A 19,822-nucleotide genomic window follows, 5' to 3' on the forward strand; every position below is an offset into this window, starting at 1 on the left:
AAAATATATTTTCTAATGTAGGATTATAAAAACACCAAGACCTTCACTCCATAAGAGAGATGATCACTTAATTTTATTCTTTTGGGTATGCAGTAGGCGCGATATCCACTCCACGCCGTAATTCAATTTGGTTAACAATCAAGAATGTGATCAAGCTGGCAGTACTACCCATAATTACAGCCATTATGTTAAACGGATTCTTCAGAACCTCCCAAATTACACCTACAATTGTACCGATGATTATCGAAGCTAATCCTGCATTTTTAGTAACTCTTTCAACTAGTAACCCCAATAAATAAGCAGCGAATGGCCCAGTAGAACGGATAGTAAATGCGAATACAAGAAGCGGAATGATTTGTTGGCTGAATAAGGATATACCAATTGCTCCTACCCCAGTGATAACAACAATCCAGCGAGACGCTTTTAATTCTGCCTCATCTTTCAGCTCTTTTTTAAATAGGTTTCTATGAACATCTTTAATATAGACTGATGCAACAGCCAATAAGTTTCCAGAGGCACTAGACAATGTGGCTGATATGACGCCTGAAAGAAGTATACCTGCTATGACTGGTGGTAATAATTCTACTGAAACTGTGGCAAGTGCACTATTCTCTTCAATGTTTGGAAATGCTGCTAATGCGATCAAGCCAAGTACAGCTGGGATAAAGGCATATAATGTCATGAGACCGCCACACATGATTGAGCCCCAAATAGCAGTTTTCTCATCCTTTGCAGCATAGTATCGTTGAACAGCTTCTTGACCTGTTGAAAAAGTCATAAAGTACAAAACAATGAATCCTAGAATTGTGCCCCAACCTATTTTGGTAAACCCTAACTGCTCTTTTGGAAGTTGACTAATTACATGTTCCATTCCACCTGCATTAGAAAGAGCAAATGGCACTGCAATAGCAAATCCAATTACAATAATGAAAAATTGTACAAAATCTGTTAGTGTAACACTCCACATACCACCTAAAAATGTGTAGAAAACAACTACAGCACCTGAAATTACGATGGCTAATTTTAAATCAAATCCAGTCAATACATGAACAATGGAAGCGGTTGCAGTAATTTGTACAGCAGTCAAAGCAGATGAGGCAACAAGCGAGAGTATACTCGCAATTAATTGACTTGACTTACCATATCGTCTACCAATAACCTCAGGTACCGTAGTAGCCAAAGCTCTTCTCATATAAGGAGCTACAAAAGAGACTAAAATTATAGCTATACCAGCAGAAACCACATACCAACCTGCTGAAAGTCCCCATTCGCCGTATGCTTTTGATGCTACTCCTACAGAGCTCCCTCCTCCTATTTCTGTTGCAGCCAAAGTTCCCGCAAGCATTATAGGTCCTAACCTTCTCCCTGCTAAGTGATAATCTGTACTATCTTTAATTTTTGTTTTTGCATAAAAACCAATCCCAATCATTGCCAACATATAAATTATTATAATACTCCAAATAATCGACATATCTATCCTCCTCATAAGAGATATAGAGAAGTTTCTCAACTATGGTTTGCATGCCGAGAGACTTCTGTTTGATCATTTATTTTTACTATACTCCCGAGTAAAGACGTTACCTGAAGGCGTGCGATAAGCATCGTCTCCGTCAATGACAACATCACCGTTTACAATTACATAATCTATACCAATATTAAACTGGCGCGGCTCTTCGAATGTGGCTTGATCCATGATAGTATCTGGATCAAAAATCACAATATCAGCAGCCATTCCTTCTCTTAAAATTCCACGATCCTGCAATCCGATAATTCTAGCAGGTTGAGAAGTCATTCGACGAATCATTTCTTCAAGTGTTGTGACCTTTTCTTCACGAACATATTTACCAAGTATACGTGGGAATGATCCATATGCTCGTGGGTGTGGTTCTCCGCCCAGTAGTCCATCTGAGCCCACAGTTCCTGCTGGATGGGCTACTATGCGCTTAACTGATTCTTCGTTCATCACGAAATCTATCATTCCAACACCATTTTTTTCGTGTAGTATTAGATCCAAAGCAGTAACTGCTTCGCTTTTCCCTTCAATCTCTGCTATCTCTGTAACCGTTTTACCTACACAATAACTTTTTTCATCTGAATCTACTGATGTAATAATTATCCCATCCCAGCCAGCCCACTTGGACATACTATCCCACCCTTTTAGAGCGGACTTCATTTCTTCAATCATTTTTTCACGTAGTGATTCATCTTCAAGCCGTTTCAACATTTCTTCTGTTCCACCGTCATGTGCCCAAGGCGGTAAAATAGCACTGAACATAGTACTTCCGGCAATATACGGGTACTGGTCAAATGTTACTTCTAATCCATCCTCACGCGCTTTATCTATTTTCTCAAGAACTTGTTCGGTTTTATACCAATTATCTTTGCCACAATTTTTCAGATGTGAAAAATGTAAATGTGCCCCACATCTTTTCATCATCGCTATAAGTTCATCCATTGATTCTAGTATTTCATCACCTTCACTACGTTGATGAATGACCAATGGCGCTCCATACTCTCCCAGTACCTGGCAAAGGGCTTCTAGTTCTTTCATTTCTGCAAAACAACAAGGTAAATAAATTAATCCAGTGGAGAGCCCTACAGCTCCTTCGTCTAAACATCTACGCAATACGGCGACCATTTGCTTAATTTCATCATCTGTAGCTGGACGATTTGCCAGACCCATTACTTCCATACGGATATTTCCATGTGGTGCTAGTACCGCCAAGTTATAGCTAGGGTTATTTCTTTTTATCTTCTGAATATAATCTCCGACTGTTTCCCAATCCCATTCAATAGGCGGAGTTCCATTGAGGCCGGCTAAATTTTTCTGCCATGTAGATACATATTCTGGAGGAAGGGGGGCTGCTGCAATCCCATCCTGTCCCAACAAGTCTGTAGTGATTCCTTGCCGAACTTTTGCTTCAATTAGCGGCTCATCAAGGATAACTAAGTCCGAGTGAGTATGCATGTCGATGAAACCCGGAGAAACAACTTGTTGTTTAGCATCAATGACTGTCTTAGCCTTTTGAGAAGTTAATAATCCAATAGATTCGATTTTGCCATTAGACACCGCTATGTCAGCGTAGTACCAAGGCGAGCCTGTTCCGTCTACAATTCGACCGTTTTTTATTAGTAAATCATACATGTGCATTCCCCTTATCATTTAAGTTTATTAATGTCTCGATAATCGAAATGTAACCAATAACAGACTTTTTCAGTTGATCAATTTCAATATATTCATTATCAATATGAGCTAACTTCTCCAAAGATGGTCCAAAACCTATTGTTGGGATATTTGCTTCTCCAGCAAAATGACTGCCGTTTGTGCAAAATGAATAATGTGACATTGTAGTTTCAGGCAAAATAGTCTTTAGGTTTTGAAAGGTTTTTTCAATAAACGGCTCACTTTCATCATATAACCAAGCTGGAAAAAAACGTTCTGCCTCGATAATAGTATCCGTATAACAGCTTTCACTACCTCTTGAGAATGAAACTTCTGCTTTTAATTCAGGATCTTCTTTCATAGACTCTTCAATTAGTTCTTGAATCGGCTGCAACACACTTTCACGAGTTTCATTCACTAAAAGTCTGCGATCAAACGTTACACTAGCTCGTGAAGGGATCACAGATGCGCCTGGATAAGGTGAAGAAATGATATCCGTTAATTCCAAAATACCCTTGCCCAAAACTGGATGATTATTAGTCTCTAAATTTTGTATTTTTGAAAGTAATTTCACCATTTTATTAACTGCATTTATTCCAGCCTCTGGATTAGATGAGTGAGCGGGTTTACCAAAAGTTTCAAGCAATATTTCTGCCCTTCCTCGCTGACCATTATTAAGTTGCAAATTTGTTGCTTCCCCAATTACGACAAAATCTGGCTTATATTGAACGCTTACATTTCGCGTAGCTACTCCTTCGAAACATTCTTCATGTACACTGCAGGATACAATAAGTTTACCTGGGAATTTCTTTTTACGGTCTTTTGCATAATAGGAAGCGGCTAATAACATGGCACTTACTGCACCTTTCATATCAGATGTCCCTCTGCCATAAATTTTTCCGTCGCGGACATCCCCGCTAAAAGGATTTTTGCTCCAGTTGCTTTCTTGGACACGTACCGTGTCGATATGACCGTCTAACAATACAGTAGGTCCATCTTCAACTCCATTAATAATAGCTGCCACATTACCTAATTCATCTATTTTCACTTCATCAAATCCAATTTCTTCTGCATACTGTTTAATATAAATAGCTATCTTTTGCTCTTCTCCCGAAAAACTTGGAATCTTTACAAGTGAACTACATAGTTGTACAACTTCTTCAACACGTTCTTGTGCTAACATTTTCTTGACTCCCTTCACGATGATTATTAATTATTGAACGGGCAAAAACCCATCCCACACAATTTTACGGTAGTTTTCTTCGTCTGTATCACCTTCAGTATTAATTACTAAGATTCGGGCGTTCTCATCAAGCCCTAACTCATCATTCAAAGAAAGATCTTTCATAAACTTTCTCAAGTAATAAACAACTCCCAAAGTAACAGAACCTGATTCGCCTGAAATTATGGAAGGATCACCTTTTAGAGGATTACCGTATACCCTCATTCCGACTGTTGCAATAGCGTCATCGCAAGACAATACTCCAGTTGAGTAACTTCTCAATAATTTAAACGCCTCGGTATTAGGCTCTCCACAAGCCAATCCTGCCATTTCTGTGGACATTGCTCCCCCTACAAATTCTCGTTCACCCTTTTCAGTAAGAAAAGATTGATAGAAACAGTCAGCTTGATTGGGTTCTACGATGATTATTTTCGGTGCTTGCTCACCATAGACCTGTAAGATATATCCTGCTATCCCTGCGGCAAATGAACCTACACCTGCTTGTAGAAAGAGATGAGTAGGTGGTTGTTCTGATGTTTGATTCCATTGCTCAACAATTTCATGAGCCATGGCAGAATACCCTTGCATGATCCAGAGTGGTATTTCATGATAGCCTTCCCAAGCTGTATCTTGGACCATAATCCAACCATTTTTTTCAGCAAGCCTTGCACAAATTCTAACAGTATCGTCGTAGTTCACATCTTGAATATCGGCCAATGCTCCTTCGCTCCGTATCGCTTCTAAGCGTTGTAGCGACGACCCCTTGGGCATATAGATAACCGATTTAAAACCCAACTCCCTTGCAGCCCATGCAACCCCTCTGCCATGATTCCCATCTGTTGCTGAAATAAAAGTTAGATCGCCAAGCCTGGCTTTCACTGATGGATCTTTTAATTTATCAAAGGATAAGTTTTCAATTTCCTCTCCTAATTGTTTTGCAATATACATTGCAATTGCATAAATTCCGCCTAATACTTTAAATGCATTTAATCCAAATCTTTGGGATTCATCCTTAGTTTGTATCATTGAAACATCCAAGTAACTTGCTAGGCGTGATAAACTATAGAGTGGTGTATGTGTATAAGATGGATGGGTTTGTTGGAATTTCAAGATATTTTGGATATTCTTTATCTCGAAGTTATCTAAGTCACCTTTATTTATTTCGTTGTTTTTAAATTTATTTTTCACCCATTTGATTAGTTGCTTATCTTTAACCGTCATTTTAATTCCTCCCTATTCTTTAGCGACAATGGTCTCAATTTCAATTAACGCTGATTTCTGAAGAGCACTTACTTCTACACAACTTCTATCAGGTCGATGACTTGTAAAATATGAAGAATATATAGTATTCACAATTTCAAAATCATCCATTGAAGTTAAATAAATTGTTGTTTTATTAACATTATTTAATGATAATTTTTGTTTTGATCAGTTAAAAACAACTTTATGTTCGACAATACCTGTTCAGTTTATCTCGGCTATATTTGGATTAACAGGTAACATTCCCGATAAATAGATTACGCCGTTAAAATCAATCGCTTTTGAATAAGGCCCGACCGCTGTTGGTGCAGATTTACTTGTTAATCCATCCATTTATTCAATACCTCCTTTGCATACTACTATTGCAATAACCATGCCAAGTTCGTAAACACCGAATTGACAGTGAACTATCGCGTAAAATATAAATAGGTTAGTTCAATAAGTATCTTATTGATACTTATATATCCTTTTAAGTCCCTTGATTCGTTAACTTGAGTGACAAAAAAGAAAAAGTATCAAAACGACACTAAGTGTCATTTTGATACTTTTTCAATTTCCTAAATAAGGTTGCTCTACTTATCCCAAGTAATGTTGCCGCCTCTTCTATGTTTTGCTTGTTTTTCTTCACAAATTCAACTGCCTTTTCAATATGTTCTTTTTCTACCTTCTCTAAGGAGTATATAATAGGCCGCGTTTCATCCAATGCCGTAATATCTAATTTATTTTTAATTAACGTGCCTGCATTTTCTATAGTGATGTATCCATTTTGAATAAAATTAAACAAGTACTCAATGAAGTTTTTTAATTCACGTACATTTCCTTTCCATGGATATTGAAGCATGATGTTCATTACATCTTCAGTAAATCCTTGAACATTCGCGTTAAACAATTCATTGTATTCTGATACGAAGTAATCACACAAAGATACAACATCTTCAGGCCGACTACGCAAAGGTGGAATCATCATAGGTATAACATTTAAACGAAAATATAAGTCCTCCCGAAAAACACCTTCTCCTATTAGTTCTCCAAGTTCTCGATTTGTTGCAGCGATTATCCGAACGTCGATGGGAATCGTTTTCGTTCCACCAACACGTTCAATCTCATTTTCTTGCAATACACGCAAAAGCTTTACTTGTAAATGCAGAGGCATTTCACCAATTTCATCTAAGAAAATGGTACCTCCATTCGCTAATTCGAATTTCCCTACTTTTCCTAGATTGCTGGCCCCAGTAAATGCACCTTTTTCATATCCAAAAAGTTCACTCTCTAGTAAATTTTCCGGAATGGCTCCACAATTTACTGCTACGAACATGTTGTCTTTACGCATGCTAACTTTATGGATAGTCTTAGCAAACACTTCTTTTCCCGTTCCACTTTCACCTTGAATTAATATTGTAGATCTAGATTGTGCGGCTTTGAATGCATATGCCTTCACTTCATTAATTTGCTTACTGGAACCCACAATATTTTGAAGTGCTTTCATCTGTTCTTCACTGGCTCTCTCGGCTATCCCCTGAATTATTTCTACGTCTTGTATTGTTAACAACAGTTCTTTAGTTTTACCACTGCTATATATAACTTTTTTTGTTACAACAAGTGCTTTTTGAAACAACTGGTGATTAAGTTCGAATGTTTGATTCTCCACGTTCTTTTCTTCTAAAACCTTTTGAATAAATTTTTTAACATAAAGAGGAAGTTGCTGATGTTCAGAAATACCTAAAATAGACTTTGCTTGCTCATTAAGTTCTATTATTCTTGCATATTGGTCCGTTATTAAAACTCCTTCTTGAATAAGATCTAATATTTTAATTATCTTTTTATTATGTATTTCTAACTCTTCCAACATGTAATATTGATCCAATTTACTAGCTAGAAGGTCTGCCATCTTATCCAGAAAAGTAAGGATTCCATCAATATTTTCAAATAATCGACTTTGCTGGTCTTGATTAAAGGCTAACAAACCTATTACGCCAACTACTTCTCCATGAATAATGATAGGAACGCCTATTTCCCCCATCTCTATACAGTTTTTAAAGAACTTGCAACTAACACAGATATCCTCATATCCCGGATTTCTTATAATGACGGGTTGTTCTTTCCGAAATACTTCTTTATACACAAGGTCGCCTTCTAACTTTTTTAATATGTCTATCTGCATTTCTCCCGTACACGCAATACGTATAAACTCATGATTGACGATTTCGACCTCAATTTTCAATACGGCAGCTGTTGCTTCTGCTATACTTTGTACAATTGATTGAATATCCATCAAATTCATTTCTCATCCACCACCCTGTTTAGATTTTTTCTTACATGAATCATCTTTGACTTTAAGTTCATTAAATGCCGGTGTAACGGCAAAAATAAAATATATCGTAGGCGATATGTATATGATAAATCTAAATAAAATCTAATCTTTAGGGCTGATCAATAAATCTTCTCATAAGCTGTTTTTAACACTTGTTTCAAAAAAGCTTTTATACTTTCTAAAGCGCTCTTAATTGACATTTAAACTAAATTATAATTTGGCATAGTTTTAATGAGTTCATTGTGTTTCCTTATCATCCAGGTCAGAACACTCGATTCCAAACAGGCGCAAACGGTTTCACTCCTCTGCGATTCATTGGCAGTATTTTCATATCCGCCACTATATGACTGATATAACCAGCCAGCCCTGCCTCGAAGACTCCTTTCATCGGCCACTCCAGCATCAGATGATGTAAAATGAAAGCGAAAAAAACGATGCCTAGTACAGAATGCGTATATGACCGGTGCGGAAGAAAGGAAGCGATGATAATATAGCTTCCGGCCAGAAGGATTCCAGTTGAATTATGTAAATACAATCCGAACAGTACGACGAATATTCCTGTCAATGTCAACAGCCGTCTTTGGGTAATGAGCTGCGACAGAACAACCAGCGCCAGTCCTGCAAATCCATATGTCAGATCGGAAGTCTGGAATCCTCTGCTAATAGATTGATAGACGATAATCAGCAACAAAGCCACGCCTAATAATCGTAAAACAGTTTTACTAATCTGCTTTGAAAGCGTGACCCGATTAGCTGCCAGACCATTCGTATCGAGGTCCGGCACAAGTGCTGAAGCTCCTCCTACTGCTGTACAGAGCAGAACGGTCATTGGATCCGATTGTGCCTTGAAGCCGGCAACTGCTCCAACTGTAGCCCCAACAACTAAATGTGAAGTTCCTTTCATTAAATAAACCCTCTCTGTCTGCAAAATTCTAAGTTGTACGTAATCTAGCTACTCTTAATGCTTTCCTACTGATCTTCCTATATACTGATACCAGTTGAACTACTCCCACTTTCACTACGTTTAGAAGTGGGAGATTCCTAAGATCACCGGCGTAACCGCCAGTTATTGATTAGGCTATCCCCGCAGCCCCTGCGGTTAGAAGTCTGTCCGCTTCCTTTTTAAGATTTATACTTGCGTTAAGATCTCGGTCGTAATGGACTCCGCATCCTGGACAGTCCCATTCACGCAAGGCAAGATGCTTAACGTCTTTGTTTCTATAGCCACAAGATGAGCAAAGTTGGCTTGAAGGGAATGTTTTACCTACAGAAACAACCTGTTTTCCGTACCACTTCGCTTTATATTCAAGCATTGTTCTGAATTCTGACCAACTTACTTCGCTAATCGCCTTGGCCAACTTGTGGTTTTTGAGCATATTGGATACTTGCAAATCTTCTATTCCGATTACATCGTGGTTTTTGATGATATCGGTTGAGATTTTATGCAAGTAATCCTTTCGCTTATTCGCAATGCTTTCTTGGATACGCGCAACTTTGACACGTTGTTTTTGATAATTTCTCGCTTCACTTAGCTTACATTTTCTTTTGATAGCCAGCTCTCTCCGTCTTGAGAGAATCCGTTGAGCTTTTGCTAACTTCTTCTCTAATGAACGAAAGTACTTGGGATTGTTATACACTGTGCCATCTGATAAGACTGCAAACTCTTTCAAACCCACATCAACACCCACGGAGGAATTCGTTTTAGGTACTTCTTGTACTTCTGTTTCCACAAGAATCGAAACGAAATATTTGTCCGAAGAAGTATGTCGAATCGTTGCATTCATGATTCGACCCTTCACTTCACGACTTCGCGAAAATTTTATCATGCCCAACTTAGGGAGTTTAATTTTGTTGCCAACGATTGCGATATTGCCATTTGTTTGTTTTGTTGTGTACGATTGAACATCATGATTTTTTGATTTAAAGCGGGGTGCTTTGTTTTGTTTTTTGAAAAGTCTTGTATAAGCGTCAGCCAAGTTTTTTAAGGAAGATTGAAGGGAAATGCTATCCACTTCGTTTAACCAACTGGTACTTTCTTGCTTTTTTAACTGAGTTAGTTCAGCGGAACAGGTAGTGTACGAGAGTCCTTTCCCTGTCTCTTTATACGTGCTGTCCCATTTAGCCAAAAAGTGGTTAAAAACAAAGCGGCTACAGCCAATGGTTTTTGCGATTAAAATACGTTGTTCTTTGTTCGGATGGATTTGAAACCGATAAGCTTTGTGGATCAGCATGAAATTCACCTCCACCAAAAAGAATGTATGTTCTCATTATAACCGACTGACATACTCTTTGGCTAGCGCCAACCGACATTCATCACCCACTTACTCATTGGGCTGAGCCCTGCACATTCCTTGCAGTGGGCGTCTTCTGTCGGAAAATGATAAAACGAAAGGAATTACTACATGATTACACAATTTTTCTCTTACTACAAGCCACACCGGCGCTTATTCCTCATCGATTTTTTCAGTGCCATATTTGTCGCCTTGCTTGAGCTGGCTTTTCCATTAGCCGTTCAATGGTTTATTGACGGTCTATTGCCTTCAGGTGACTGGAGCCGAATTGTCACTGTCAGCTTTTTATTGCTCCTCGTTTATTTGCTAAGTACGTTTTTACACTATATCGTCAGCTATCTAGGCCATAAACTGGGGATCAATATCGAAACCGATATGCGGCGTGAACTTTTCGAGCATGTGCAACGGCAGTCATTCCGGTTTTTCGACAATACCAAAACAGGACATATTATGACACGCATCACGACAGATTTATTCGATATCGGAGAACTTGCCCACCACGGTCCTGAGGATGCATTCATTGCGATCATGACTATTCTTGGTGCATTCGGACTAATGTATACGATCAATCCCGAGCTGGCGCTTATCGCCATTGTCATGGTTCCCTTGCTTGCTGTTGTTGTAACGTTCTGCAATAAGAAAATGAATGCTGCCTGGCATAAGATGTATGACAATATTGCTGATGTCAACGGCAGAGTGGAGGATGCGGTTTCAGGATCACGCGTTGTTAAATCTTTCACCAATGAAGAGTTTGAGCTGCGTCGTTTCCAACAAGACAATGCGCGTTTCCGAACTGCCAAGCTAGTCGCATATAAAGTGATGGCGTGGGCCACCTCCTCCATGTACATGCTCACACGTCTCGTCACACTTGTGATCTTGATCGTCGGCGCTTGGTTCACGGTCAACAATAAATTGAGTTATGGTGAATTGGTCAGTTTTATTTTATTTAGCAATATATTGATCAAGCCAATCGACAAGATCAGTGCGCTGTTGGAATTGTACCCAAAAGGAATGGCGGGCTTCGGTCGTTTCCGCGAATTGATCAACCAAGCTCCAGAAATTAAAGATGCTCCGGATGCTATCGAAGTGGACCATTTGCGTGGGGACATCCGGCTTTCCAACGTCACTTTTGGCTACGAAGCGGAAAAGCCTGTATTGCGTAATATCGACTTGTCCATTCAGGCTGGACAGACTGTCGCGTTCGTCGGTCCATCAGGTGCAGGGAAAACCACCATTTGCTCACTCATTCCAAGATTTTACGAAGTCAATGAAGGAGCGATTTCCATTGACGGTCTGGACATTCGGCAAATGACGCAAAAATCGTTGCGCAGCCAAATCGGGATTGTCCAGCAAGATGTGTTTTTATTTACAGGAACGATTCGGGAGAATATTGCGTACGGCAAATTAGACGCAACAGATGAAGAAGTTTATGAAGCGGCTCATAAAGCACATCTTGCCGATTTGATCAGCAGCATGCCGGATGGTTATGAAACTCAAATTGGGGAAAGAGGACTGAAGTTATCCGGCGGTCAGAAACAACGATTGGCCATCGCTCGGATGTTTTTAAAAAACCCGCCTATCCTTATTCTGGACGAGGCGACATCTGCACTTGACACCGGGACGGAACGGATCATTCAGAAATCACTCGAGGAACTTTCCGTAAATCGGACTACCCTCGTCATCGCCCATCGATTGACAACGATCCGCAACGCCGATCGGGTCATCGTCATGACGGAAGACGGAATCGAAGAACAAGGCACCTATGAAGAGCTGGTGCACCAAAATGGAACATTTACCAAATTGCATATGGCGAATCAAGTCTAATGAGAAAAACCAAGCGCAAAATGTCGCTTGGTTTTTTATTCATCAGGCAAGCTTCTCGCCTTCTTTTCTGAAGAAACCGAAAATCCCTACCGTCTGGACAATATTTGTGAATGCTTGGGGATCGGTTTCATTAATGATCCGTTCCAAGTCATATAATTCATAACGTGTAATAACGACATACAGCATATTTTTATCTTCTTTCGAATAGGCCCCTTTTGCCGGCAAAATCGTTATACCTCTGACCATTTGTCTGTGAATCGCTTGCTGCAAATCATCCGCCTGCTTCGTAATAATCATCGCTGTAACCTTCTCATGACGCGTGTGAATCATATCAATAACAGAAGTCGTTACATACAAAGCGACCATTGTATACAATGCATTTTCGGGCTCGTAGAGAATACCTGCAAAGGCGATGATGATTCCATTGAGAATCAAAAAATAGACTCCGATCGGTTTATCCTGCATTCGCGATAAAATCATCGCTACGATGTCCATGCCGCCTGTAGAGGCCCCTAGTTTTAAAGAAAACCCTATACCCACCCCGGCCAAGACGCCACCGAATACGGCGTTTAGAAGGATATCGCTGGAAATGGAACGAACCGGCAGTACCTCAAGGAAAAACGTAGCGCACGCAACCGACACGATGCTGTAGATAGTAAAACCTTTTCCGACTTTGAACCAACCTAGAATAAAAACCGGAATATTGAAAAGAAGTAACAAGACTCCTGTACTGATCGTTATATTCAAGTGATCAGTCAGGACACTCGACACTAACTGGGCCGCACCTGCAAAACCGCTTGCATAGACATTCGCACTGATAAGAAAGAAATTTAACGATACCGCTACGAGGAGTGAGCCTAAGATAACGACTGCAATCCGTTTCGCTTCAATAAAAAACATAGCGACCTCCTATGATGGGTTACATTTTACGTACGAAATAGATTATAGCTATTCTTTCCTCGTAATGGTACCCCTAAACTTTAAAATTTTGGTGGCGATCTCATTGTTTTTTAATTCGTGCACATGATTGTCATAGTTGAGCTGATCGCCCATCCTCTTCCATTTCAAAAGAGAAAATTCGTATTCTTCCAACTACTTGATCTGAAGTTTAACAATGATAAAAAGCGGCTATAGTTAGGAGGGAATCAAGGAGGAAACAATACGATGAAAAGAAATGAAAACATAGTGGAAACTAAACGAGATGAACTAATTGATGAACTGGTATCAAATGGGGTATTCAAAATTGATGGCAAGCAATTGTACGAATTGCCACTACGTTCTTTAATGCAAGAATATGAAGCTGTCGACCAACCTGAAACACAATTATAATTTTAGAAAAGAGACGTCCTTAAAAATGGGACGTCTCTTTTTAATGAAGTGAATTTCTTCCATTGCCTCACCGTAAAAAAGGCTGTCACTGAAAGAAATCTCAAACTTTCAGGACAGCCTCGTTACTACACTTAACGTTGTAATCTTTTTTCGACATCATTGACGATATCATCAACAGAGTTCCCTTCGATGCTGACGACCGGGAAATCAAATTGATCCACGTTGACGTCACTCAACGCACGTACAACGCCCATGTCATACCCTTTTAAATTTTCATCGCTCTCGAACATTTTCACTTCATGTCCTTTTTCCTCTAACGCTAGTTTTACGTCATCAAATGGGTTTTCTACTGCAATTTTAGCCATTTTCCATTCCTCCTCTATCTTTTTACTACTGCTCAATAGTATGTATTTTCCCCGGAATGAAGAAACTAAACCCGGTACTACAAGTTAGATGATTCTTTCCCTTGAGCGCGGGATTCACTGCGACAAAAAAAGGGTATCCAATTGCTATAGAATTTCATCAGTAAGGAGAGGACACCGATTGTTTGGTATGAAAGATCTTCTTGGGCTTGTCATTTCAGCCTTTATTATATTGCCTGTTGTTATCTTTCTTCGCGAATCCGGATACTTTATCGTCAGCGGATTGTTTGGAGTCAAGAACCCGCGTCTTACAGTTGGTTCTGGACCACGAATATTTAAATTTTGGTTTTTGGATGTCCGAAAATATTACCATGTGTATAGCTGGTTCTCCTTTGATTCGATTAAATCCAAAAGTAACTTTGCGTATATTTGTATTTATTTAGGACCTATACTCAGTAACCTTACGGTGGCTGTTGGCATCAATGCCTTGCTCGCAAACGGCTTTTTAGACGACTATAAGACATTCTGGAGCCGTTTTATATTTTATTCATTTTATTATGTTTTATTTGACGCTATTCCCATGATCACCGTAAACGGCAAGCCGAATAACGGCATGGTGATTTACGAACTCCTGCGTTACGGTAAACGAGTCGACTACAATGAAGAACCGATTATTCGCGGTACGACGGAAGTAGAAAAAGAGTATCAGCAGGAGATTAAGGAAATTGAGAAAGTGAAAGAGCAAGAACGTCAAAAAAGGAATTGAACAGTTGAAGGAAGGAGATTTTTGATGAGGCAGTTTGGAAAACTTATAATAATTGGTACCATCGCAGGGATTGCACTAGCGCTCTTTCTGAAAGTTATTCAGATACTTATTGGAAATCAAGCCTATGTGCTGCTTTTCAACTTTGATTACGTTCCAGTAATTCAAGATTGGGAGCCGCAACTTTTGGTAGGATACTTATTTCACTTTATTACTTGTATCGTAAGTGCAGTCGCTTTGTTTTATCTGTTGCGGATTATCCAGCGGGAATACCTGATATCTCCGTATGTTTTAGTCTATACCGTTGGCGGTGGCATTTTATTCTCGCTGACAGGATTATCTGAACAACCACCTGCCATTACAGATGGGGCAGCCTGGTTCTATTGGACGGCCGCACACGCTGTATTCGGTCTGATAGTAGGTGGTTTGATTAAAAACTGGAAATAAATAGAATCAATTATGCTAAAACATAATTGATTCATATGAAAGATGGGATAACTCTCGAATAGCCTTTATACTCTTCCTCTAGACGTGCGCCCAGTGCAAACAACGCATCTTCATTCCCGATTTTGCTCACTAGTTGTACACCAAGCGGCATGCCGTCTCGATCCGCTCCAATAGGGATTGTCAAAGCAGGAAGCCCCCACACATTGGCATACGCGACGTAAGGAATATATTGCAGAAATGTCTTCCGAATGGAGAATAACTCTTTGTATACGATACCGTGCGAAAGGGCTGCCGTATGATAAACAGGCAAAACAAGGATTCGCTTATCCAGATAGCGGTCTAATTCCGCATCACCTTTTTCAATAATGGTTTCGATCTCAGCTACTCGTTCCGCTGAAGGTTTGAATAAAGAGGCACCAATTAAAGCCCAGGATAAATACCGATGCAAATCGGTTTGTTTGCCCGCCTTGTCTAATAAAAATTCACGCACCGGCCGGATCGGACGTGTGCCGAATGCTTCTACTGCTGCTCCACTCGCGCCGTCAATGGACATGATCTCTTGCCATAATTCCGCTGATTCTTGAAAATGAGGAGGTATGTCCTCTCTAATAGGAAATTCTGTCGACAGAAATCCTTTGATCGCCTGTAAGAAGCCTTCTGTCTCCTTAGATAGCGGCAGCTTCATATCGGGCAAGAACGTTACAGTATATTGATTCAACTCATTTTCCATAGGTAGTTCATCCGCAATGATGCTGTAAAGCAGTTTTGCATCCCGTACCGATTTTGTCATCGGCCCGATTCCAAGCATTCTTTGCTGTAATGGATGCTCTTCGGCAGGATAGCTGCCGATTGATGAAACTTGCGAATTTCCTGATTTGAAGCCAATGACCCCAGTAAAATGACTTGGGAAACGGATGGATCCTCCGATATCTGAACCTATTCCCGCTGCAGCCGCCCCTAGAGCAATCGCCGCACCTTCTCCGCCACTCGAGCCGCCTACTGTCCTAGAGAGGTCGTAGGGATTGTTGGTGCGGCCATACAATGCATTGTCGGTCTCCTGACAAAAACAGAGTGCCGGTGTATTTGTCTTGCCGATCAGGATGGCGCCTTCCGCTTTTAATCGACGGACAATTTCCGCGTCTGTCGTTTGCATCTGTCCCTTACGATACGGCAATCCGCCTGTAGTCTGCATCCCAGCCACATCGAATGATTCCTTCATACTAATAGGTACGCCAAATAATTTCCCTGTCATCTTCGTTGTATTCCGTTCTTTGTCTGCTTGATCCGCTTCGGCCAACGCCTTAGTAAATCGCTCTTCCACTAAAAAGTTCACAGCTGGATTGGTTGCCTGACATTGTGCAATATAAGCCTCCGTCGCTTGACGTGAAGTAATCTGCCCGCTATCTAACTCCGCTTTCAATTGCACAGCATCCATATCGAGCACAAATGTATGTTGTAGTGTAGTCAATAAATTTCCCCTTTCCCAGTTTCTGAATGTTCTTTATTTTATATTATACTATAAAAAAAAGGCAGGAAGAAGGATATTAATCCCCCCTTTCTGCCTTCAACTATCTTTTTTATTGTTTCACATCATTTTTAATTGCTAATTCTAATAATGCATCTGCCTTATCCGTTTTCTCCCACGGCAATTCAATATCCGTACGGCCAAAATGACCGTATGCAGCCGTTTGTTGATAGATCGGACGACGAAGATCAAGCATTTTAATGATGCCTGCAGGTCGCAGATCAAACAACTCCCGAACAAATTCGACTAAGAGTGCTTCGGATAGACGGCCTGTATCGAATGTATTGATTGAAATGGATACCGGGCTTGCCACACCGATTGCATAGGCAAGTTGTACTTCACAATGCTCTGCCAATCCTGCCGCCACAATATTTTTCGCGACATAGCGTGCAGCATAGGAAGCAGAACGATCCACTTTTGTTGCATCTTTACCAGAAAATGCACCGCCGCCATGACGAGAATATCCGCCATATGTATCCACGATGATTTTTCTTCCAGTGAGTCCCGCATCTCCCTGAGGACCACCCACAACAAAACTTCCTGTCGGATTAATGAAGTATTTCGTCTGTTCGTCCAATAGGTGAGCAGGTACGACCGCGTCGATTACTACTTCTTTAATATCCTTCTCGATTTGTTCCATTGTCGCTTCCGGATGATGCTGTGTCGAAATAACAATCGTATCAATCCGCACAGGTTTGTTGTCTTCGTCATACTCTACAGTTACTTGCGTTTTACCATCAGGACGCAGGTAAGAAATCAACTCTTCTTTACGCGCTTGCGCAAGTCGGAATGCCAGCTTGTGGGAAAGACTGATCGGAAGCGGCATTAATTCAGGTGTTTCATTACAAGCGTAACCAAACATCAATCCTTGGTCACCCGCTCCGATGGCATCCAGTTCTTCGTCTGTCATAGAGCCTTCACGAGCTTCGAGCGCAACGTTGACACTCGCGGCAATTTCAGGTGATTGCTCATCAATAGAAGTTAAAACAGCAGAAGTTTCATAATCGAAACCGTATTTCGCACGTGTGTACCCAATTTCTTTCACAGTATCACGGACTACTCTTGGGATATCTACGTAGGTAGTGGTAGTGATTTCACCCATTACCAATACGAGTCCTGTCGTAATACTCGTTTCACATGCCACACGGGCATTCGCATCTTCCTTTAATATCGCATCCAAAATCGCATCCGATATTTGGTCGCACATCTTGTCAGGATGGCCTTCAGTAACTGATTCTGATGTAAACAGTCGACGGTTTGTCATTTTTGTTTCCCCCTCAATCAACATGATACGGTACTCTCTTAAGTCCCTGGTAAAGCTCCACGCCTGAATTGACGTCAATCATATACCATAAGGATTCAGGGCTAGACAATATAAAAAGCCCCCTACTCACTTTCTAGCAATGAGTAAAAGGCAAAATTTCACGCGCAGCACCTTTCACTCTTATCGTCCAAGGAATTTAACCTTGCTTCAGGTTTGGCACCTTCGCGCTAGACTACTGTCTTTTGCAGGTTGCCGGGTTTCATAGGGCCTGTACCCTCCACCAACTCGGGATAAGAGTATCCGTTCATGTCACATAGTATAAAAAAGTTGTGATTTTGTCAATTTTTTTATCTCAAATCACTTGAGTTTTTAATTAGTATAGATTATTATTCTTAATGTGTTATACTATTTACGAATTAAGATGTTCTACTCAAATAAAACGACTACGCAAAGGACGGTATGTAAATATGATATCTGCAAAAATTGATGATAGTTTAAAAAGTCTTCTATCAGGAAGCAACGTGACGATCCAAGCGTCTGTGGCAGAATTAACCGAAAAGGCAGTCGCTAAAGGAGAAGCCGAACTCTCAGCAGATGGCGCTCTAGCAGCACGCACAGGTAAATATACTGGACGCTCTCCGAAGGATAAATTTATCGTCGAAGATGCAGTGTCCAAAGATAAAGTAGATTGGGGAAGCGTCAACAAGCCAATCTCCCCTGACGTATTTGATTCATTATACACGAAAGTCATCGATCATTTGAAGCAAAAGGATGAACTCTTCGTTTTCAAAGGATACGCAGGTGCAGATAAAGACTCTCAGTTATCCATACAAGTTGTCAATGAATTGGCTTGGCAAAACCAGTTTGTTCACCAATTATTCATCCGTCCAACTGCAGAAGAACTACAGTCACACGAAGCGCAATTCACAATCTTGGCTGCCCCTTCTTTCAAAGCGGATCCAGAAGTGGATGGCACAAATTCAGAGACATTCATCATCATGTCCCTTGAAAAACGTATTGTCTTGATCGGCGGAACAGAGTACGCGGGAGAAATGAAAAAATCTATTTTCTCTGCGATGAATTTCTTGCTTCCAGAGCAAGGCATCCTATCGATGCACTGTTCAGCTAACGTTGGAGAAGACGGCGATGTGGCACTATTCTTCGGTCTTTCAGGAACAGGTAAAACAACACTTTCCGCAGACGCTGACCGCAAGTTGATCGGTGACGATGAGCACGGCTGGTCTGATAACGGTGTATTCAACATCGAAGGCGGATGCTACGCGAAATGTATCAACCTTTCTGAAGAAAAAGAACCTGAAATCTTTGGCGCGATCCGTTTCGGTTCCGTGTTGGAAAACGTTGTATTGGACGAAGATACACGTATACCGGATTATGATGACAATTCATTAACTGAAAATACACGGGCTGCTTACCCGATTGAAAATATCGAAAATATTGTGACACCGTCTATTGCGGGTCACCCGAAAAACATCATCTTCTTAACGGCTGATGCTTCCGGCGTATTGCCTCCAATCTCGATCCTGACAAAAGAACAGGCAATGTACCACTTCTTAAGTGGCTTCACATCGAAATTGGCAGGTACGGAGCGTGGAATCACTGCTCCAGAACCAACATTCTCTACATGCTTCGGTTCACCGTTCTTACCTCTTCCTGCTGCAACGTATGCAGAGATGCTTGGTAAGAAAATTGACGAACACGGCGCAAAAGTATTCTTGGTTAATACTGGCTGGACCGGCGGAATATTCGGGGTCGGTTCTCGTATGAACTTAGGTTACACACGAACTATGGTTCGCGCGGCAATTGCCGGTAAGTTGGATAATGTAGAGACTAAGACAAATGAAATCTTTGGACTCGAAATGCCTCTTGAAATCGAAGGCGTGCCAAGCAATGTGTTACACCCACGTTACGCTTGGGAAAATCCTGAAGAATATGATGCAGAAGCGAAGCGTCTTGCAGCAGCTTTCCGTGAAAACTTCAAGAAATTCAACCATGTTTCTGAAGAGATCGCAATCAAAGGCGGCCCGATCGCATAATTTATTT

The 19,822-nt window shown here is 40.7% G+C and carries 16 protein-coding genes, 1 pseudogene and 1 riboswitch; of the genes and pseudogenes, 5 read left to right on the plus strand and 12 right to left on the minus strand.

The window, feature by feature from the left end:
- Window positions 1-73 precede the first annotated feature (73 nt).
- The 8 genes and pseudogenes from MKY93_RS13630 to tnpB form a co-directional block, all read right to left on the minus strand.
- Window positions 74-1,471 (minus strand): sodium:solute symporter family transporter, encoded by a 1,398-nt coding sequence (locus MKY93_RS13630; protein WP_340759542.1) that lies wholly within the window; start codon window positions 1,469-1,471, stop codon window positions 74-76.
- Window positions 1,472-1,543: 72 nt separating this feature from the next.
- Complete coding sequence (locus MKY93_RS13635) at window positions 1,544-3,145, minus strand: N-acyl-D-amino-acid deacylase family protein (protein ID WP_340759544.1); 1,602 nt, start codon at window positions 3,143-3,145, stop codon at window positions 1,544-1,546.
- Window positions 3,138-4,346 (minus strand): YgeY family selenium metabolism-linked hydrolase, encoded by a 1,209-nt coding sequence (locus MKY93_RS13640; protein WP_340759545.1) that lies wholly within the window; start codon window positions 4,344-4,346, stop codon window positions 3,138-3,140. The genes MKY93_RS13635 and MKY93_RS13640 overlap by 8 nt, the downstream gene beginning before the upstream one ends.
- A 30-nt stretch (window positions 4,347-4,376) precedes the next feature.
- A complete protein-coding gene (gene dpaL, locus MKY93_RS13645; RefSeq protein ID WP_340759547.1) occupies window positions 4,377-5,606 on the minus strand; it encodes a diaminopropionate ammonia-lyase in 1,230 nt (409 codons plus the stop codon).
- A gap of 12 nt (window positions 5,607-5,618) precedes the next feature.
- Window positions 5,619-5,978 (minus strand): annotated as a pseudogene (locus MKY93_RS13650) (Rid family detoxifying hydrolase).
- A 193-nt stretch (window positions 5,979-6,171) separates the two neighbouring features.
- Window positions 6,172-7,926: a sigma-54-dependent Fis family transcriptional regulator gene (locus tag MKY93_RS13655; RefSeq protein ID WP_340759550.1), complete on the minus strand. Its 1,755-nt coding sequence runs from the start codon at window positions 7,924-7,926 to the stop codon at window positions 6,172-6,174.
- 292 nt (window positions 7,927-8,218) lie between these two features.
- Entirely contained in the window at window positions 8,219-8,860 is a 642-nt protein-coding gene (locus tag MKY93_RS13660) for a metal-dependent hydrolase (protein ID WP_009497964.1), read from the minus strand.
- Window positions 8,861-9,029: 169 nt separating this feature from the next.
- Complete coding sequence (gene tnpB / locus MKY93_RS13665) at window positions 9,030-10,187, minus strand: IS200/IS605 family element RNA-guided endonuclease TnpB (protein ID WP_340759553.1); 1,158 nt, start codon at window positions 10,185-10,187, stop codon at window positions 9,030-9,032.
- A 171-nt stretch (window positions 10,188-10,358) separates the two neighbouring features.
- Between tnpB and MKY93_RS13670 the strand changes: the two genes are divergently transcribed.
- Window positions 10,359-12,071 (plus strand): ABC transporter ATP-binding protein, encoded by a 1,713-nt coding sequence (locus tag MKY93_RS13670; RefSeq protein WP_078818229.1) that lies wholly within the window; start codon window positions 10,359-10,361, stop codon window positions 12,069-12,071.
- A gap of 42 nt (window positions 12,072-12,113) precedes the next feature.
- On the opposite strand, the gene MKY93_RS13675 is transcribed toward MKY93_RS13670, so the two are convergent.
- Window positions 12,114-12,971, minus strand: a complete 858-nt coding sequence (locus MKY93_RS13675; RefSeq protein WP_009497968.1) for a YitT family protein — start codon at window positions 12,969-12,971, stop codon at window positions 12,114-12,116.
- Between the two features lie 285 nt (window positions 12,972-13,256).
- On the opposite strand from MKY93_RS13675, the gene MKY93_RS13680 reads away from it, so the two are divergent.
- Window positions 13,257-13,400 (plus strand): Fur-regulated basic protein FbpA, encoded by a 144-nt coding sequence (locus tag MKY93_RS13680; RefSeq protein ID WP_340759558.1) that lies wholly within the window; start codon window positions 13,257-13,259, stop codon window positions 13,398-13,400.
- Window positions 13,401-13,531: 131 nt separating this feature from the next.
- On the opposite strand, the gene MKY93_RS13685 is transcribed toward MKY93_RS13680, so the two are convergent.
- The gene (locus MKY93_RS13685; RefSeq protein WP_040759390.1) at window positions 13,532-13,765 is read right to left on the minus strand and encodes a YkuS family protein; all 234 of its coding nucleotides are present in this window, start codon (window positions 13,763-13,765) and stop codon (window positions 13,532-13,534) included.
- 187 nt (window positions 13,766-13,952) lie between these two features.
- Here MKY93_RS13685 and MKY93_RS13690 point away from each other — a divergent pair, with 187 nt between their 5' ends.
- Window positions 13,953-14,528, plus strand: a complete 576-nt coding sequence (locus tag MKY93_RS13690; protein WP_245799528.1) for a hypothetical protein — start codon at window positions 13,953-13,955, stop codon at window positions 14,526-14,528.
- Window positions 14,529-14,552: 24 nt separating this feature from the next.
- Entirely contained in the window at window positions 14,553-14,972 is a 420-nt protein-coding gene (locus tag MKY93_RS13695; protein ID WP_221837284.1) for a hypothetical protein, read from the plus strand.
- Between the two features lie 31 nt (window positions 14,973-15,003).
- On the opposite strand, the gene MKY93_RS13700 is transcribed toward MKY93_RS13695, so the two are convergent.
- Window positions 15,004-16,440: an amidase gene (locus tag MKY93_RS13700; RefSeq protein WP_246602904.1), complete on the minus strand. Its 1,437-nt coding sequence runs from the start codon at window positions 16,438-16,440 to the stop codon at window positions 15,004-15,006.
- 109 nt (window positions 16,441-16,549) lie between these two features.
- Window positions 16,550-17,761 (minus strand): methionine adenosyltransferase, encoded by a 1,212-nt coding sequence (gene metK, locus MKY93_RS13705; RefSeq protein ID WP_040759681.1) that lies wholly within the window; start codon window positions 17,759-17,761, stop codon window positions 16,550-16,552.
- A 177-nt stretch (window positions 17,762-17,938) separates the two neighbouring features.
- Window positions 17,939-18,058, minus strand: a riboswitch (SAM riboswitch).
- A 170-nt stretch (window positions 18,059-18,228) separates the two neighbouring features.
- Between metK and pckA the strand changes: the two genes are divergently transcribed.
- Window positions 18,229-19,815: a phosphoenolpyruvate carboxykinase (ATP) gene (pckA, locus tag MKY93_RS13710; protein ID WP_009497976.1), complete on the plus strand. Its 1,587-nt coding sequence runs from the start codon at window positions 18,229-18,231 to the stop codon at window positions 19,813-19,815.
- Window positions 19,816-19,822 lie beyond the last annotated feature (7 nt).

Source organism: Sporosarcina sp. FSL W7-1283, assembly GCF_038003105.1.
Lineage (GTDB): Bacteria > Bacillota > Bacilli > Bacillales_A > Planococcaceae > Sporosarcina > Sporosarcina newyorkensis.

What these genes read in the sequence shown, in the direction of transcription:
- MKY93_RS13630 (WP_340759542.1), bottom strand. Translation starts at nt 1,471, where the DNA reads ATGTCGATTATTTGGAGTATTATAATAATTTATATGTTGGCAATGATT.
- MKY93_RS13635 (WP_340759544.1), bottom strand. Translation starts at nt 3,145, where the DNA reads ATGTATGATTTACTAATAAAAAACGGTCGAATTGTAGACGGAACAGGC.
- MKY93_RS13640 (WP_340759545.1), bottom strand. Translation starts at nt 4,346, where the DNA reads ATGTTAGCACAAGAACGTGTTGAAGAAGTTGTACAACTATGTAGTTCA.
- dpaL (WP_340759547.1), bottom strand. Translation starts at nt 5,606, where the DNA reads ATGACGGTTAAAGATAAGCAACTAATCAAATGGGTGAAAAATAAATTT.
- MKY93_RS13655 (WP_340759550.1), bottom strand. Translation starts at nt 7,926, where the DNA reads ATGAATTTGATGGATATTCAATCAATTGTACAAAGTATAGCAGAAGCA.
- MKY93_RS13660 (WP_009497964.1), bottom strand. Translation starts at nt 8,860, where the DNA reads ATGAAAGGAACTTCACATTTAGTTGTTGGGGCTACAGTTGGAGCAGTT.
- tnpB (WP_340759553.1), bottom strand. Translation starts at nt 10,187, where the DNA reads ATGCTGATCCACAAAGCTTATCGGTTTCAAATCCATCCGAACAAAGAA.
- MKY93_RS13670 (WP_078818229.1), top strand. Translation starts at nt 10,359, where the DNA reads ATGATTACACAATTTTTCTCTTACTACAAGCCACACCGGCGCTTATTC.
- MKY93_RS13675 (WP_009497968.1), bottom strand. Translation starts at nt 12,971, where the DNA reads ATGTTTTTTATTGAAGCGAAACGGATTGCAGTCGTTATCTTAGGCTCA.
- MKY93_RS13685 (WP_040759390.1), bottom strand. Translation starts at nt 13,765, where the DNA reads ATGGCTAAAATTGCAGTAGAAAACCCATTTGATGACGTAAAACTAGCG.
- MKY93_RS13690 (WP_245799528.1), top strand. Translation starts at nt 13,953, where the DNA reads ATGAAAGATCTTCTTGGGCTTGTCATTTCAGCCTTTATTATATTGCCT.
- MKY93_RS13695 (WP_221837284.1), top strand. Translation starts at nt 14,553, where the DNA reads ATGAGGCAGTTTGGAAAACTTATAATAATTGGTACCATCGCAGGGATT.
- metK (WP_040759681.1), bottom strand. Translation starts at nt 17,761, where the DNA reads ATGACAAACCGTCGACTGTTTACATCAGAATCAGTTACTGAAGGCCAT.
- pckA (WP_009497976.1), top strand. Translation starts at nt 18,229, where the DNA reads ATGATATCTGCAAAAATTGATGATAGTTTAAAAAGTCTTCTATCAGGA.